The organism is Fontibacillus forbon, from assembly GCF_046559655.1.
Taxonomy (GTDB): domain Bacteria; phylum Bacillota; class Bacilli; order Paenibacillales; family Paenibacillaceae; genus Fontibacillus.
This window is the reverse complement of sequence record NZ_JBKGFV010000002.1, coordinates 702,743-718,840: the sequence shown is the minus strand read 5'-3', so window position 1 is coordinate 718,840 and position 16,098 is coordinate 702,743. Positions and strand designations below refer to the sequence as shown.

At 52.0% G+C, this 16,098-nt stretch carries 18 protein-coding genes; 13 read left to right on the top strand and 5 right to left on the bottom strand.

Annotated elements, in window-relative coordinates:
- The first annotated feature begins 50 nt into the window (after positions 1 to 50).
- The 7 genes from ACLB09_RS10280 to racE all read left to right on the top strand — a co-directional run bounded on the left by ACLB09_RS10280 (position 51) and on the right by racE (position 5,906).
- Entirely contained in the window at positions 51 to 962 is a 912-nt protein-coding gene (locus ACLB09_RS10280; protein WP_410769721.1) for an AraC family transcriptional regulator, read from the top strand.
- A 75-nt stretch (positions 963 to 1,037) separates the two neighbouring features.
- Positions 1,038 to 2,027 carry an N-acetylglucosamine kinase gene (locus ACLB09_RS10275; RefSeq protein ID WP_410769720.1) on the top strand — a complete coding sequence of 330 codons (990 nt, stop codon included), beginning with the start codon at positions 1,038 to 1,040 and terminating at the stop codon, positions 2,025 to 2,027.
- A complete protein-coding gene (locus ACLB09_RS10270; protein ID WP_410769719.1) occupies positions 2,027 to 3,334 on the top strand; it encodes a 6-phospho-beta-glucosidase in 1,308 nt (435 codons plus the stop codon). Before ACLB09_RS10275 ends, ACLB09_RS10270 begins: the two co-directional genes overlap by 1 nt.
- Positions 3,335 to 3,553: 219 nt before the next feature.
- On the top strand, positions 3,554 to 3,841 hold the full coding sequence (locus ACLB09_RS10265; RefSeq protein WP_410769718.1) for a Dabb family protein: 288 nt from the start codon (positions 3,554 to 3,556) through the stop codon (positions 3,839 to 3,841).
- Between the two features lie 20 nt (positions 3,842 to 3,861).
- Positions 3,862 to 4,290 (top strand): DUF86 domain-containing protein, encoded by a 429-nt coding sequence (locus ACLB09_RS10260; protein WP_410769717.1) that lies wholly within the window; start codon positions 3,862 to 3,864, stop codon positions 4,288 to 4,290.
- 154 nt (positions 4,291 to 4,444) lie between these two features.
- The gene (locus tag ACLB09_RS10255) at positions 4,445 to 4,903 is read left to right on the top strand and encodes a YtxH domain-containing protein (RefSeq protein WP_410769716.1); all 459 of its coding nucleotides are present in this window, start codon (positions 4,445 to 4,447) and stop codon (positions 4,901 to 4,903) included.
- Between the two features lie 184 nt (positions 4,904 to 5,087).
- Positions 5,088 to 5,906 carry a glutamate racemase gene (racE, locus tag ACLB09_RS10250; RefSeq protein WP_410769715.1) on the top strand — a complete coding sequence of 273 codons (819 nt, stop codon included), beginning with the start codon at positions 5,088 to 5,090 and terminating at the stop codon, positions 5,904 to 5,906.
- Between the two features lie 57 nt (positions 5,907 to 5,963).
- Here the strand turns inward: racE and ACLB09_RS10245 are convergent, their stop codons facing one another.
- Positions 5,964 to 6,875, bottom strand: a complete 912-nt coding sequence (locus tag ACLB09_RS10245) for a diacylglycerol/lipid kinase family protein (protein WP_410769714.1) — start codon at positions 6,873 to 6,875, stop codon at positions 5,964 to 5,966.
- A gap of 100 nt (positions 6,876 to 6,975) precedes the next feature.
- On the opposite strand from ACLB09_RS10245, the gene ACLB09_RS10240 reads away from it, so the two are divergent.
- From ACLB09_RS10240 to ACLB09_RS10220, 5 genes are all read left to right on the top strand, one after another.
- Complete coding sequence (locus ACLB09_RS10240; RefSeq protein ID WP_410769713.1) at positions 6,976 to 7,611, top strand: TraX family protein; 636 nt, start codon at positions 6,976 to 6,978, stop codon at positions 7,609 to 7,611.
- Between the two features lie 40 nt (positions 7,612 to 7,651).
- Positions 7,652 to 8,626 carry a M14 family metallopeptidase gene (locus ACLB09_RS10235; protein ID WP_410769712.1) on the top strand — a complete coding sequence of 325 codons (975 nt, stop codon included), beginning with the start codon at positions 7,652 to 7,654 and terminating at the stop codon, positions 8,624 to 8,626.
- Between the two features lie 703 nt (positions 8,627 to 9,329).
- Positions 9,330 to 9,584, top strand: a complete 255-nt coding sequence (locus ACLB09_RS10230) for a hypothetical protein (protein ID WP_410769711.1) — start codon at positions 9,330 to 9,332, stop codon at positions 9,582 to 9,584.
- A gap of 136 nt (positions 9,585 to 9,720) precedes the next feature.
- A complete protein-coding gene (locus ACLB09_RS10225) occupies positions 9,721 to 10,023 on the top strand; it encodes a HesB/IscA family protein (RefSeq protein WP_410769710.1) in 303 nt (100 codons plus the stop codon).
- A 27-nt stretch (positions 10,024 to 10,050) separates the two neighbouring features.
- The gene (locus ACLB09_RS10220; RefSeq protein ID WP_114496305.1) at positions 10,051 to 10,284 is read left to right on the top strand and encodes a YuzB family protein; all 234 of its coding nucleotides are present in this window, start codon (positions 10,051 to 10,053) and stop codon (positions 10,282 to 10,284) included.
- Positions 10,285 to 10,363: 79 nt separating this feature from the next.
- Here the strand turns inward: ACLB09_RS10220 and ACLB09_RS10215 are convergent, their stop codons facing one another.
- The 4 genes from ACLB09_RS10215 to ACLB09_RS10200 form a co-directional block, all read right to left on the bottom strand.
- A complete protein-coding gene (locus ACLB09_RS10215) occupies positions 10,364 to 11,032 on the bottom strand; it encodes a YdeI/OmpD-associated family protein (protein WP_410769709.1) in 669 nt (222 codons plus the stop codon).
- 3 nt (positions 11,033 to 11,035) lie between these two features.
- Positions 11,036 to 11,338, bottom strand: coding sequence for a putative quinol monooxygenase (locus ACLB09_RS10210; protein ID WP_410769708.1), 303 nt, complete (start codon positions 11,336 to 11,338; stop codon positions 11,036 to 11,038).
- A 174-nt stretch (positions 11,339 to 11,512) separates the two neighbouring features.
- Positions 11,513 to 13,525: an LTA synthase family protein gene (locus tag ACLB09_RS10205; RefSeq protein WP_410769707.1), complete on the bottom strand. Its 2,013-nt coding sequence runs from the start codon at positions 13,523 to 13,525 to the stop codon at positions 11,513 to 11,515.
- A gap of 52 nt (positions 13,526 to 13,577) precedes the next feature.
- Positions 13,578 to 14,732 carry a THUMP domain-containing class I SAM-dependent RNA methyltransferase gene (locus ACLB09_RS10200; RefSeq protein WP_410769706.1) on the bottom strand — a complete coding sequence of 385 codons (1,155 nt, stop codon included), beginning with the start codon at positions 14,730 to 14,732 and terminating at the stop codon, positions 13,578 to 13,580.
- A gap of 196 nt (positions 14,733 to 14,928) precedes the next feature.
- Here ACLB09_RS10200 and ACLB09_RS10195 point away from each other — a divergent pair, with 196 nt between their 5' ends.
- Positions 14,929 to 15,555: an O-methyltransferase gene (locus ACLB09_RS10195; protein WP_410769705.1), complete on the top strand. Its 627-nt coding sequence runs from the start codon at positions 14,929 to 14,931 to the stop codon at positions 15,553 to 15,555.
- Positions 15,556 to 16,098 lie beyond the last annotated feature (543 nt).

Sequence of the window (16,098 nt, the reverse complement as noted above, 5' to 3'; positions counted from 1 at the left end):
AATACGTTGCAATTTTTCGCTTATGGGTTATATCTTGGGAGGGATATAAGGTGAAACCTTCAAATTCATCTTCGCTGCATATTCAGCCGGACAAAATTATGTTGCCCCCGCGATTTCCGTTCTCGATTTCAAGCTCACGAGGGGTGTCTCCTTCGTTTCAGCGGTTGCATTGGCACCGGGCGCTTGAGATTAACTGGATATCGGGCGGCAGCGGTATTTACGTCATTAACGGTAAGGAATATCACTTTGAGCAGGGGGATTTGTTCCTGATCGACTCCCAAGACCTGCACCGTGCATATGAAGGAAAAAACCTGGAAATGGTGATCGTGATGTTTGAACCAGCCCTGCTTGGGGCCGAACAAAGATACGATCACGATATCTTAATGCCGTTTCGCCATACCGGGACGGAATTTCCGAACCGGATTTCCCATAATCACCCTTCCGCCGCCTTGTTGGGCGGTTACGTCAAGGACATGCTGCGGGAATTCGAATCGGGGCAGCCGTCCTACATCTCGGCGATTCGGGGCCTTTTGCTGTTGTTCCTGACCGAGATTAATCGTCGTTTCCGGGCTGAACAAAGCGATTCGGGTCGGGTTAGCGCGAAGCACCTGGAGCAAATCCGCGAGGTGATTCAAAAGATGGATTCGAGTCTGGCCCAGCCTTGGACGCTAAATCAGCTTGCCGGCCTCGTCCATTTAAGCCCTTCGCGTTTCAGCGCTTTGTTCAGCCAAATCGCCGGAACGTCACCTATGAACTATTTGGTGCAGCTTCGGCTCGAATATGCAGTCTCATTGTTGGAGCAGGAGGGACTCAGCATCCTTGAAATTGCCGAAGCCAGCGGGTTTCGAAATTTGTCCAACTTTAACCGTCTATTTCTTCATCATGTAGGAATATCGCCAAGTGCCTTAAGAAGGAGGCTGCTTGGAGGAAATGAAGGAGAAAGTCACAAAACAGTAAAATAGTATCACTTTTGAGGGCTATTGCAGAAGATTTGCGATAGCTCTTTTTGTATGCTGGTAAAGAAGGAGTGATGCGGGATGGAATATTATTTGGGCGTAGATGCAGGAGGAAGCAAAACCTATTGCTTAATCGTGAACGCCAAGGGGGAAACACTCGGTAGGGGAGTGGCAGGCAACGGAAATCATCAAACCAATCCATTGGATGCGGAAAATAATATTGCATTAGCGTGCTTAAGCGCGCTCCGGGAGGCGAAATTGAAACGGGACGAGGTTACATCAGCCTATTTCGGGCTTGCCGGGGCGGACCGGGAACCGGATTACCGGGTCCTGCGTCCGATAATCGCCAGGCTCGGTTTTCCCAGACACGCCATCGCCTGCGACACCATGATCGCCATGCGTGCCGGTACTGACCGTTCTTACGGAGCCGTCGTTATCAGCGGCACCGGATTCAATGCGGCAGCAAGAAACCGGGCGGGAGAAGAGGTTCAGTACGGGGGCTTCGGCTATTTATTCGGAGACGGGCAAGGATCGGGCCGGGATATGGCCAATTTCGTTTTCCGCTCAGCGATTCGTGCCTGGGACGGCCGCGGAAGGCCTACTTTGCTTCATGACATGGTGTTGGAGGCGACGGGATTCGCAAGTGTTCCCGATATGCTGAATGCGGCTCTGGACGAAGGCTATGCCCCGCCGCTCCATTTGGCCGAGCTGATGTTCCGGGCGGCAGGCCAGGGAGACGAAGTGGCCGTAGGCATTCTTGCCGAACAGGGGGTGGAGCTCGGTAATGCGGCGGCGGCTTTAATCAAACGACTCGGAATGGAGCAGGAACAGTTCGATGTCGTATTGGGCGGCAGCGTGCTGGCAAAAAGCGTACCGGGCATCATGCAGGATGCGCTTGCGAAAAGAGTGCTCCAGACAGCTCCCTTTGCGAGGATTACCCGTATTGCCATGGAACCGGTGGCCGGGGCCGTGCTTAGCGCCATGGACCAAGCCGGAGTTCAGGCGGGACCCGTGGTCATGCAAAATCTGAAACAGGTTTCATTCGAAGATTTGAGAGGAGATGCGAAGTGATGAAAGAGCAACGGAGAATCAAAATAGCAGTCATTGGCGGGGGCTCTTCTTATACGCCCGAGCTGGTTGAAGGTTTGATCAAAGGTTACGGGGATATGCCGGTTTCCGAGCTCTGGCTGGTCGACATCGAAGAAGGAAGGCAAAAGCTTGAAACCGTCGGGAACCTGGCCAAAAGAATGGTGAAAAAATCGGGGGTGCCGATGGAGGTTCATCTGACGATGGACCGGCGCACGGCGATCCGGGGAGCGGACTTCGTTACGACCCAGATGCGCGTGGGGCAATTGGAAGCCCGAAAGCTGGATGAGCATATTCCGGTCTCCCATGGCGTCATCGGTCAGGAGACGACGGGCCCAGGCGGGATGTTCAAAGCGCTGCGCACCATTCCGGTCATTCTGGATATTTGCCGCGATATCGAAGAGCTCGCACCGAACGCCTGGATGCTGAATTTTACGAATCCGGCCGGGATGGTTACGGAGGCGGTAACCAAATATTCGCGGGTGAAAACCGTCGGACTGTGCAATTCCCCTATCAATTTCAAGAAATTTTTGGCCGAAGCGTACCAGACACCGGAGAGCCAAGTGCTGCCTGAATTCGTAGGAATTAATCACTTACACTGGGTGACCTCGGCGCTGGTTGACGGCAAAGAGCGATTGCCCGAGCTATTGATGGGTAAAGGCGAATACACCGCCAAAAATGTGCCCACTTTGGGTTGGGATCCCGAGTTTTTGCAGTCGCTGGTTTCGATCCCGACCTACTATTTGAAATACTACTATATGACGTCGGAAATGCTTGAAGAGGAAATAGCGTCGCTTGAAAAAGACGGGACCCGCGCCGATGTCGTCAGCCGCGTGGAGAAAGAACTGTTCGAGCTTTATGCCGACGAGTCTCTGGAAGAGAAACCGAAGCAGCTCGAACAACGGGGCGGCGCATTTTACTCCGAGGCCGCGGTTCAATTAATGCAGTCGCTATATCTTGGACGGAACGATATTCAGACCCTGAATGTACCGAATGGGGGCATCTATGATTTTCTCCCGGAAGATGCCAGCATCGAAATCAACTGCGTCGTCACTTCGGCAGGTCCGATCCCGCTCGCTCCAAAACATGTTCCACAGCAAATCAAGGGCCTGCTTCATGCGGTTAAAACTTACGAAAGCCTGGCGATCGATGCCGCGGTCAGCGGCGACCGGGGGCTTGCCTTGCAAGCGATGGTTCATCACCCGCTGGTACCTTCGGTTTCCGTGGCGAAAGTGCTGCTGGACGAGATGTTGGAAGCTCACCGGAAATACCTCCCTAATTTTTTTGCATGATCCCATGGAGCCATTTTCTTCGCTAACCCAAGCAGCGCGGCGGCCGAAACGCCCCGGCTGCTTTTTTTATGGCAGGGCATAAACTGCTCCGATGATAAATAGGAGCTTATCTCCAAATGCTTCCTTTCTTGCGTCATGCCGTTATGATATATTTTGTTTAGAGAATCTGGACATGCCAAAGGCCGGGCAGGCCACTAACGTTGAAGGAGAGATTGCGGAATGATTAAGCATATCGTGTTGTTTAAATTGAAGGACTCGTCGCCGGAAAGCATTGAAATTACGGCGGGTGTGCTGAGAGGATTGCAAGGCAAGGTAGAGCAGCTCAGGGAGCTGGAAGTAGGCATCGACGTCGTCAAATCCGCCCGTTCCTATGATATTGCCCTGGTGGCAACCTTCGATTCTCTCGACGATCTTGAAGGGTATCAGGTCCATCCCGAGCATAAGAAAGTGATCGAGCATATGTCCCAAGTACGCGAAAGCCAGGTTGCAGTCGACTTCGAATTTTAATAAGAGCGGGGGAGAACGCGATGTACTATGTAAACCGGGAACAAATCGAACGCCGGCTGAACGTGCTTCCCGAGCTGGTACAAATCCTTGAGGCTGCCGGGTCGACTGGTAGTGCTGCCTTGCTTGAGCGTTATGCCGAAGAAAGGGCGCTTCATTTGGCGATCGAAATCGTAACGGATGTGGGGAGTTACTTGATCGACGGGTTTATTATGCGCGATGCCAGCAGCTACGAGGATATCGTAGAAATCATGCATGACGAGAAAGTAATCGATGACGGGCTGTTTCAGGTGCTCACCGAACTGGTCCGGTTGCGGAAACCGCTGGTTCAGGAGTATTTTGACTGGGATCGGAGCGGAAGTCATGCTCTTGCAGGACGTCTTCCGAAGGTTTTGGATGATTTTTCCCGTCGTGTGAGAGAGTATTTGGACAAGGAAGGAATCACGTCATAACAGGTGCCCATTTTTTTTGTAAAGAAGTGTGACGGGATAAGCCCGTTTTGCTTATAATACATTAACGATATAGGCATTCGCCCTGATTTGAGTGAAGGGGAATCACTTCCCGTCATGTTAACCGGGGCATGTGCCTGACAAGGAGAGATGAAACGTGGGTAAAGGGAATAAAGGTTGGATTTGGGGTGCCGCCATCGGTACGATCGTAGGTTCGGTGACAGCGTTGTTGTTTGCTCCGAAACCCGGACGCGAGCTGCGTAAGGATATCGCCGATGGGGCACGTCAGGTTGGGGAGAAAACTCAGGAAGTAGCCGGGAAAGTCAGCGAACAGAGCAGTCAACTGGCCAGCAAGGTCAAGGAAACGGCTGAGGGCCTGGTGAGCGATTTCCAGGCATGGCGTGGAGCCAAGGGGACAGCGGAAGCCGATGACAAGGAAGTGCTGATTTCTTCCTTCGGGGAAGAAGAGACATCCGCTCCCGAAGAAACGGCCTTGATCGGAGTAGCGGAGGAAACGGCGATTGAAGCTGCGGCAACTGGAGAATCCGATGCCACTCAACCTTTTGCTGAAGATACCGTTCTGGCAGTGGATACGGACCCGGAACAAAAACTGTAAATTTCGGAACCTGAGATGCAAAGAGACCCGAAAGGGTCTTTTTGTTGCGTTAAGGATAAAAATGGCAGCAGCCCTTTTGGTTGTACCGCAATATAAATTAAGTTAAGATTTAGGTACGCTTTATGCCGAAAAAACATAAAGTAGAAGAGAAAAAGCAATTCAAATTTTGGCAAAAGGAAGCGGTATGTTCGTGCAGCAAGCCATCGCAATACTAGACTCGGGCGTGGGAGGCCTCACTGTCGTCAAAGAAGTTATGAGACAGTTGCCTAGAGAAAAAATTATTTATTTCGGGGATACCGCGCGCACCCCCTATGGACCCCGTTCCTCTGAAGAGGTGCGCCTGTTTACCGAGCAAATTGTAGATTTTTTGATTCAATTCGACCCTAAAATGATCGTAATCGCGTGCAATACCGCAACAGCGGCGGCTTTGGATTATATCCAAGCCAAAGTTTCGATTCCCGTCATCGGCGTCATTTATCCAGGGGCGCGTGCAGCAATCAGCGCGACCAAGACGGGGAAAGTCGGCGTCATCGGGACGATCGGCACGATTCGGAGCGGCGCGTACACCGCTGCGCTAAAAGAGCTGAATCCGGCGATTGAAATCGTCAGTGAGGCCTGTCCCACGCTGGTTCCGTTGGTGGAACAGGGACGTTACGAAATGCCGGAAGCGCTGGAGGTTGTCCAGGAAGCGCTTCGCGAAATTAAACAGTACCCGATCGATTGTATGATATTGGGTTGTACTCATTATCCATTTTTGAAAACAACGATGAACCAGGTGATGGGTCCTGCGGTCAAGCTCATCAGTTCCGCAGATGAGACCGCCAGGGAGATCAGCACGGTACTGCATCAAAAAGGACGGCTGGCACGGGGAAGCGACATTCCGGTTCACCAGTTTTTCTGCAGCGGGGATCCGGAAATGTTCCGTAAAATCGCGCTACAATGGCTGGGCAAGCAAATTGAACTGACGCCCATCGTCTGGCAGGTCTCGAATCCTTCCAGATGAAACAAAAAACCTTTGGACAGGAGTATTCCCGCCAAAGGTTTTTTTGTACAGAGTCAGTTATACGGCAAGGGTATGCGGACACATGACCCGTAAGGCTCCTGGATCCGCCGATGCGGTGAGCGGGGTCGAAGTAACATGTTCGCCGTCTCCGAGAGCCAGCCTGGGCAGGCTGCTGTGGACGGTGACGTTCTGCCCGCGGAGCATGCTTACGAATGAAAAACGGGTATGCTTGCCGAACAGCAGCGTAGGAAACAGCAGCATCAGCTTAAAGCGCGAGCAGTCGTGAACGATGCAGATGTCCAGCAACCCGTCATCGGGTTTAGCCTCAGGGCAGATCGAAAGTCCGCCCCCATAGGTGGTCACGTTGTTGACTGCTGCTAGCCAGGCCGACGTATACGCGTATTCTTTTCCGTCGCATTCGACGGTCAGCGGAGCGGGGCGGAATGTGAGCAGCGTATGAAAGACGCCGATAACGTAGGCAAGACGGCCCATGCCGAACCAGTTGCATATTTTTTTGTAACGGCTGCGGTTTACATTATGCGCCACTTCGGCGTCAAAACCGACGGCTAGCGCGGTAAGCGTACTTCCGCCGGAGATGGAGATAAGATCGGCGTTCCGGGGCATCCCCTCCAGCATGATATCCAGTGCGGCGGCCGTTTTCCTCGGAATGCGGAAGCCTCGGGCTGTATCATTGCCGGAACCGGCCGGAAAGACGGCGAGTGGAACACCCGAATCACGCATGGCCGGCAGCAGGCTGTGGATCGTTCCATCCCCGCCAACGACGCCCACCGCGCTCCAGCCGGTTTTGCTGGCTAGCTGGTCTTTTAGATATGAATGCGCTTCCTCCGCGCTCTGGGTAAATATATAATCATAAGGTATGCTCCGGTGGTGCAGAATCTCCTGGATTTTTTTCCAAACCCGGTAGCCTCCTCCGTTTCCGGAATTCCTGTTCACGATAAATAAATACATGGTTATTCCCCCATCAATTTAGCAAGCATCAACCTGTAATTTCAGTGTAAGCAAATTTGCTTTAAAAAGAAATCATTTTTAAGTAAAAAGGAGTATTCTTATGCAGCTGATTGCCATGATAACGATGCTGATCGACCATGTCGGACTGCTGTTTTTTCCCGGCGACTTGTTATGGAGAGTGATCGGCCGAATCGCGTTTCCGATTTATGCCTATGCGCTTGTTCAAGGTTACGCGCGCACTTCGAATTTTAGAAGATATGCGATCAGGCTGCTGTTGATTGCGGTCGTGTCCCAAATCCCTTATCAATTGGTACTGAATGACGGTTTGAACGTGGTCGCGACCTTGCTGGCGGCTATGCTCGTGCTGCGGCTTTTGGACAGCATCAAGCCGGGGCCCCTGTCGGTTCTGGTTAAAGCAGGCGCATGCATTGTCATGGAGGTGCTTCCGTTTGATTACGGGGCATATGGACTGCTTCTGGTGCTTATATTCAAATATGCGCGTTCCACGCAAATGCTGCTGATGCATTTGCTGCTGAATATCGTTTATCTCTTGTCTTACGGCTGGGTCATTCAAATGGTCAGCCTCTTGCCGACGCTGATTATCGCCTTCGGGCCAGGCATCTGGAGAAGATTGGAGTCCTGGCGTATGCCGTCCTGGGTGTGGCGGTCTTTTTATCCGGTCCATCTGTTTGTCTTGGCGTTGATTGTTTTTGGAATGCGCCTTGGGGCCGGGTAGGGGAGTACCGCAAATTTTCGGTGTAGGATGTTCTCGCGAATTGGATGATGTAATTTGGAGAGGGGGCTTGGAAAATCTGGCTGCCGCAGAAGATGAAATTCGTCGTCCCATTGTCACGATGGAGCGTGGAGGATATCGCAATGCCGACTTTATGGCTCAAATGAATGCTTTGCTGCAAATCTATGAAGGCTTGAGCTGCCGTCAAATCGGAAGCAGCGTGCTCGGAAAGCCGTTATATGCGCTAATCCTGGGGAAAGGGCCCGAGCCGGTGCACATCAATGCCGCGGTCCATGCGAATGAGTGGATCACGGCTCCGCTGCTGCTCCGCTTCGTGGAAGAGCTGGCCGCGGGGCGCGGTGCAGGGCATGCCTGCGAGTTGGACGCGGTCACGCTCTGGGCGGTGCCGATGGCGAACCCGGACGGCGCCGACCTGGCGCAGGACGGCATCCCGCCCGGCTGTACCTGGGCGGAGGAACTGGCCGCGTGGAACGGCGGCAGCGGGGATTTTCGCCGCTGGAAGGCCAATATCCGCGGCGTCGATTTGAACGACCAGTTCCCGGCCTGCTGGGAACTGGAGCGGGAGCGCCGGGGGCTGACGGCCCCGGCGCCGCAGGACTACGGCGGCCCGCATCCGCTCAGCGAGCCGGAGGCGGCCGCGCTGGCCGAGCTGACGCGCGCGGAGCGCTTCAGCCGGGTGCTCTCCTTGCACACGCAGGGCAAGGAGATTTATTGGAACTACCGCGACCGCGAGCCGCGGGAAGCGGAAGCCATGGCCGCGCGGCTTGCAGCGGCGGCCGGCGGCGACGGCAGTAGCAACGGCTGTGGCGTTGGCGGGTACCGCGCCGTCAAGCTTAGCGGGAGCGATGCGGGCTACAAGGACTGGTTCATCGACGAGTTCCGCAGACCCGGTTTTACCGTTGAGGCGGGGGAGGGTGTAAACCCGCTGCCCGTGGAGCAGTTTGACGAAATCTATAAGGGCTTGGCGCCGATTTTGGCGGAATTTATTCGGGGGTAGATGGGCTTACCTCCGGATTTTTCTGTCCTTTCTGAGGTGGATCCAGGCAAGGAGTAGTCTATGAAGAGATGTGTCTCAGCCAGAGACCGATACTTTTGATTTCTCCTTCGCCCCATTGGATATTTTCCAATGAGAAATAGAATTCAGAGGAAGGTGACCTGCTTCGTTGGAAAATTTCCAACGTAAAATGCTGAAATGGACCCTTTTGCAGGTATAGTAACAATTTTAGATGGATATTCTCCAATCAAGCACTACACAAGCGCCCTTTACCCGTAATTCGCTGGAAAATCTCCAACCAAGCTACTCAACGCCCGGTACAATTAAGCCTCGCTGGAAAAATCCAATCTAGTAGTTTATTCCCCAACATAACACAGTTTATCTGGCCTCCCACGATCAAGAACGGCTTCTCCTTCTTTTCGGAGTCGCACCGTGCCTGGGACGGCACTATGGATTGGGCTCGTGTGATGAGCGCAGCTTTTTTTGAATATTACTAGTTCCCTAGCCCGGCGGGACCGCTTTTCTAAGTTCGACATCGAAGAAAGTTGTGCAATAGGCGACCAAACGGGTTTCATCCTCATAATTATTTCAATTCGTTATTAGCATGCTGCCGGATTTGGACAAGAAAGTTACTTTTTGCAATAATAAAATTAAAGTTGATTACTATGAAAAAAGGGTATGTTACTTATATAAGGGGGGATTGGCAATGAAATGGTCAAAAATCTGGTCATTGCGCCATTGGTCGCATGTATTTCGCCGGCTTCCCGGGTTATTGCGTTCTCCTCGGGTTCCTTTCACGGACAAGTTGCTTCTTGTGGTACCCGCCTTATTATATTGGGTGTTGCCGGACGTACTGCCCTTGATCCCGATCGATGACATGGCAGTAACGATGCTGTTAATGAACTGGTTCGTGTCACGGGCGGAACGGAAAGACCGGCCCGAGGTGAAACGACTGAATTAATGAACTAGAAGTTCTGTGCCTTGGAAAAGGACGGGCCTTGCCCGATCTGCATACAAAGTAATGTTGCACGATAGACGATGATTCTTTACAATAGGAATGTTGAGGATGTTATTTTGGACAGGACAGGAGAGATCATATGAGCGTCAAGATTACCCGCAATGCGGCGAAAGTGATAAAGAAAGAGCTGGACAAGGAAGAGAATAAAGGGCTGGTTTTGAAGGTGCTCATTACGCATGCTCATGGAGACCACGCTCACTACGGCATGGATTTGGTCAAGCCGAAAGAAAACGACCATATCGTATCGACCGACAAGGAAATCGATGTGATTATCGATAAGGACGAGCCGTTGCTGGATGGCGTTAAGATCGATTATCTGTATTTCCCGCAAGAGGGCTTTGTCATTACGAATCCTTCCAAAGGAAACCACGGAGATCACTAATCAGCATACGATAAAGAAGGGAAAAGCATGGCTAACGATATACGAATATGCGATAAGTGCAATCATATCCGCATGAAGACGTTTGTGCCGAAGCTGCAGAAATTGGCGCCGGACGCCGAGATCAAAATCGGCTGCAAATCGTATTGCGGACCGTGCGGCAAAAGACCTTTCGTCTATATTAACGGCCGCTATGTCAGCGGACCGACGGAGGACGAAGTGCTGGCGAAGGCCGCGCCCTTTGTAAAGAAACCTAAAGAATAAGCGTGAAAAATAAAGCCGCCGTGATCCTCGGATCAGGGCGGCTTTTTGCTGGATTTCATATGTGAATGAACACCTGGACTTATTGTTCTTTTCGGTATAGTTCGCGGCTCTTATAACCTGCACCAAGGATGGTTTTCATCTCTTCCCGGCGCTTGGTTTTCGTCTCCTCTTGTTTGGCGCTGTAAACGTATCTGGCCCAATCTTTTTGATAACCCGGTGTCAATGACCGATAAAAGGTAAGTAATTCCGCGTTTTCCTGCAAATCTTGCTCCACCTTCGGGATCATTGCTTCATAATCATCTACGCGCTGACTCGCTGCGGTCTTGGCCTGATGTTTGCTTGAAGCAGCCTCTTTCAAACCCACGACCGTAAAGACGTCATCTAGTCCTACCATACGGGCAAATTTGATATCGCTCGTTCCAACGTATCCGTCTTCGTCCGCACCCAGCCCGTCCAATAAATCATCGCGGTGAATGAAAGTAGGGTATATTTTGTTACCCTTTTTCGGATAAGCCATGAACAGATATCCGTCTTTCTCAAGGCGGTTTTCGGCGATAATTCGGTTCGTAAGCTGCTTCAAAGATTCCATATCCAGCACAAAGGCAAAGATAAGGTCGTACTTGCTTTCGGCAAGTTCATGATCGTACGTCGGCAATTCCGCCAGATAGTCGGCCCCAGAAGGCAGATTTAAAACAGCGGCTTTTTTGTATTTGTGCAAATTGAGTTTTTCTACGATGGATTTTGTCATGGGTTACAATCCTTTGCCGCCAACGGGCTTGATCTGAAAAGACTCGACTCCGGCGATGAGCGGCATTGCCTGCTGAATCGAGACTTTAGTGGCCTCCTGGTCCAATGAAGCCTTATGAGCCCCGGCATCGTTCCAGATCTCATTCACCCAGATCGTGTCCGGCTCGGAATCCGATACGCTGACTATATATTTTTCGCACTCAGGGATCGCTTCCATTGCGGCTGCGGCGCTCAGCAGGATTTGCACCAAGGTGTCCCTTTGTCCTGCTTTAGTCGTAAATTTGACGTTCATTCCGAATCTGTCCATGCTTTACGCCTCCTAAGAATAGTGATGCTGCTTTTGCTACTTCTACCAGTATAGAACAATCCTTTTGTCCAAGCTACATCCTTTAGCAGGCACTAAAGCCCCCTAGAAGGTGATTGATAACTGATGCACAAAGGACCTGTTCCCTTGGTAACGGAATTCAGGTCCTTGTTTTATTTAGCGATTTTGAATGTCTTGGTTGTTTCGCAGCTCCGGAATCAAATCGGTCATGATCAGATCGTCGGAAATCTGCAGCCGTTTCTTGACTTCTTCGTGCGGAACCCGGCATTTCTCGATATCCGTCTTTTCTCGGGTAGACAGATCGTAGCAGGTCCCGTTTTCAAAAAGATTGTCCGGGGAAGGGATGTAGTACAGTTTTCCGTCCGTAAAAGCCCCGGAGCGCAAAACGACGAATTTGCCCCCGGAGGCGAAAAGGTTATTGCCCATCATGTAATAGGAATCACTCGGAATCCCCAACAGATGAAGAAGCGATGGAGCCATATCGAGCTGCCCAGCCGCCTGATCGTAAATTCCGCTGTTTTTGCCGTCGGGCAGATGGACCAGCAGCGGTACCTGATTCATGATTTGATGCATGTCGAGCTCGTTCAGCGGCTTGCCGAGGAATTTTTCATAATCGGCCTTGTCCGTGATCGAGTTGTCATGATCCCCGTATACATAAAGGATGGTGTTATCCCAGATTCCGTCCTGTTTCATACCCTCTACCAGTTCGCCAAGAGCGGCATCCGCATAATGGATCGACTCCAGATATTTGCCGAAGATCGTATCTTTGAATTCCCCCGTATCAAGCTGGCGGACCGAGGCCGGAAGAGAGTAGGGGTGATGGCTGGACAGCGTAATCAAAAATGAATAAAAAGGCTGTTGTTCATTAGTCATGAATCCAAGCGACTGGCGGAAAAATGATTTGTCCCCGAGCGACCAGCCGAGCGATTCATCCATCTTGTAATCTTTTTTACTGTAAAAATGGTCGTATCCCATAGCTTTGTACATATTGATCCGGTTCCAGAAGCTGCCCTCGTAAGCGTGGAAAGCGCCGGTTTCATAGCCGTTCTGGCCAAGAATTTGCGGCAGCGTATCATACGAGTGGTCCGGATACCGCACAAAAACCGACCCGGTTGGCAGGGGATGCAAGGAGCTCTGCGAGGAGAAGTCCGCATCCGAAGTTCTTCCCTGCCCCGTTTGGTGATAATAGTTTGAAAAATAAAGGCTTTCCTGCATCAGTTTGTTGAAATTCGGGGTGATTTCCTCCCCGCCGATCTCTTTTCCGATCATGAAGTTCATGAACGCTTCCACCTGGACGACCAGGACGTTACTTCCTTTGTAAGCCCCAAAAGTGTCATTGTTCTCGTTACGGGCGTCGCCAGCGTCTTCAAACCATTGCCGAGCGGTTTCCTTTTCCTGGTCCGACAGCTCCGGCTTGCCGCCGAGATGCTCTTTGGCGTAACGGTAGGCGTCATAGTAATGGAATCCAAGCAGACCGGTGACATTGTATAGCGAAATGTTCCACCAGCCGCCCTCGAAAAGCCCGACCGCCCACGTTTTGGCGTAGAAACGGATCGGCCCCATTGTAATGACAAAACCGAGTACAAAGACGGCGAGGCCCGTGACCAAACGGGACAACCAGCGCGATCGGCAGGTTAGCGTTTGGCCGTTACGGGTTGTTCCGTAGAACGCGCGGGAGCGCCGGCTTCCGGTGTAGTGTTTTGTGCTTGTGTTGCGCCGATAGAAGAAGAGAGCTGTTTTGATCACCAACCAAATGATCCAGTCTGAGATAAGCCAAAGGTCCTTGGCATGGATCAAAGACAGGATGCTGTCACCCAACTCACCGACCTGGCCTGCTTGCAACAGTACCGGAACCGTAATGAAGTCGCCGAAGTAGCGGTAATAGACCAGATCCGAAAAAATAAGTGCCGTCAGCAGTAAATTCAGGATTATCAAAGCAAAGGCCCGGCCCCGACGGGGCAGCCAGAGCGTCCAGAACGAGACCAGCAGGATGGAGCCGATGGCGATCACGTCATCCAGCAGATTCATGTCGATGTACCGGGCGTGAAGATTGTCGTGGAGAAGATGCAGTTTGAAAAAAATGATCAGCGTGAACAAAATATACTCAAAATTGCGGTAATGGGTTAGTTTCCTAAAAAAGCTTTTCGGTTTATCGCCTAGTGATGCCATGCTGGGCTTACCTCCTTTCCATTCCAAAACGGAGAAACCCTCCTCCCGGGCATTAATGCCGCGGGGGAAGGGGTCCGAGAAACTGCAAATATTGACATTCGATACGGCCGTTGAATAGCTTCCGGCGTTTATCCGCCTTGCGCTGAAAATCGTGCTCGAACTGCTTTGTCGGTGTCAGCGCGAAAAACGACCAGGTCGGCAGCTCGGCGGTAACGCGGCCAAGCTGGGAAATCAGCCGGCGCACCTCTTTTTCCTCGCCGATTCGTTCGCCGTACGGCGGGTTCGTAATCATGCAGCCGTAATCGCCTTCCGGCTGAATTTTGACGGCCGGCAGTTGGCGGAAGGTGATTTCCTTGGAGAGACCCGCGGCTTTGGCCGCTGCTTCGGCGACTTCGATCGCCTGCGCGTCGATGTCGCTGCCGGCAATATTCAGCGGAATATCGTCCTTTACGGCATCGATCGCCTCATCGCGGGCTTCCTGCCACATCGATTCCGGCAGTACCGGCCAGGCTTCCGAATTGAACGTCCGCCGCAGCCCCGGAGCGATGTTCCAAGCGATCATCGCCGCCTCGATCGGCAGCGTGCCCGACCCGCAGCACGGATCGTAGAACGGCCGCGACGGGTTCTGGTTCCAGCGGCTGAGCAAAATCATGGCCGCGGCCATCGTTTCCTTCAGCGGCGCTTCGGTCGCGATTTTACGATAGCCGCGCTTGTGCAGCGCCGGGCCGGTGGTGTCCAGCGTCAAGAGCGCCTTGTCGTTCAGCAGGTTGATTTCGATAACGTAACGCGGTCCGTTTTCATCGAACCACTCGTTGTGGTAACTTTCCTTTAATTTCTCGACGACCGCTTTTTTGACGATCCCTTGACAGGCGGGAACGCTGCTGAGTTGCGATTTATGCGACCGCCCCTCCACGGGAAACTCGCCATGGACAGGAATCCAGTCCTGCCAAGGCAAGGCCTTCGTTCCTTCAAACAGTTCATCGAAGGTGAGCGCGGTAAACTCGCCCATCTTGATCAGAATCCGGTCGGAGGTCCGCAGCCACAAATTGCACCGGCAAATATCGGACAAGTCTCCTTTGAACGTAACCCGGCCGTTTTCGACCAAGGTATCCTGGTAGCCCAAATCTTTAAGCTCGCGGGCTACGACGGCCTCGAGTCCCATCGGCGCGGTAGCGATGAGTTCCAATTGTTTTGTTTGTTCTGACATGCTATTCTATCAACTCCGTGAAATACTTGTGGTTCGTATGTAAAAACCATACAATTCAGTATAGGCCAATGTTAAATAAGATACAAACGGGAAATTGAAACGGGGATATCGAGGACTTCGGTTCAATGGCTCAAGTTCCCCGTTGAAGGTTTGAATGATTTTGACCGGTACGATAACTAGAGGAGTGTGCGGGACAATGACCCCTGAAGAATATAGTGAAGCTATCTATATGGAAGATGAAATCCTGAGTAATGTAACCCTATCTATAAAAGAGAGCGGTATGAACGACGTGTCGATCGCACCGGGCTACGGCAGGCTGTTGACGATGCTTGCGACTGTTTCCGGGGCCAGCTCCATTCTTGAAATCGGGGCTCTCGGCGGCTATAGCGGCGTTTGCCTGGCGCGCGGGATGAAGGAAGGCGGCCGTCTGATTTCCTTGGAGCTAAAAGAGGAAAATGCCGCTTTGGCTCGTCGGAATCTGGAACTCGCAGGCTTTGGCGGAGTAACCGAATACATGGTAGGCCCGGCGCTGGATAGCTTGAAGCAGTTGGAGAGCCGGGGCGAACAGTTTGACTTTTTCTTGATCGATGCCGACAAAGAAAACTATCCCGTATACCTGGAATACGCGATCCGGCTTGCCAAGCCCGGCGCGATTATCGCCGGGGACAATACTTTGCTGCGCGGCCGAACGCTGAATCCGGACAAGAACGGCCCTTCCGTCCTTGCGATGCGGAAATTCAATGAAATGATCGCCACCGATGAGCGGCTGATCAGCAGCATGTTGCCAGCCTATGATGGCTTGGCGCTGGCGGTCGTGAAGTAGCCGGGTAAGCGGCTGCTTCAATCTGACCAAGGCGCCGCCTGCAACGCGCGGACGAAATTAACTGGATTTCTTACAGTTAATTTCGCTCGAAAGAGCAAACTGGCCGAATTAACTGGAAAACCTCCAGCTAATTGGGCCATTTTGCAAGCGGGGGCGCAGAAATGAAGAAAATAACTGCATGTTATCCAGTTATTTCTACAAACCGGCGCCAAAGTCTGGAATTAACTGTATATTATCCAGTTAATTCAATCCAGGTCAGGCGGCTATAGCTGACCAAGGCGCCGCCTGCAACGCGCGGACGAAATTAACTGGATTTCCTACAGTTAATTTCGCTCGAAAGAGCAAAATGGCCGAATTAACTGGAAAACCTCCAGCTAATTGGGCCATTTTGCAAGCGGAGGCGCAGAAATGAAGAAAATAACTGCATGTTATCCAGTTATTTCTCCAAACCGGCGCCAAAGTCCGGAATTAACTGTATTTATCCAGTTAATTCGATCCAGAGCAGGCGGCTATAGCTGACCAAGGCGCCGCCTGCAACGCGCG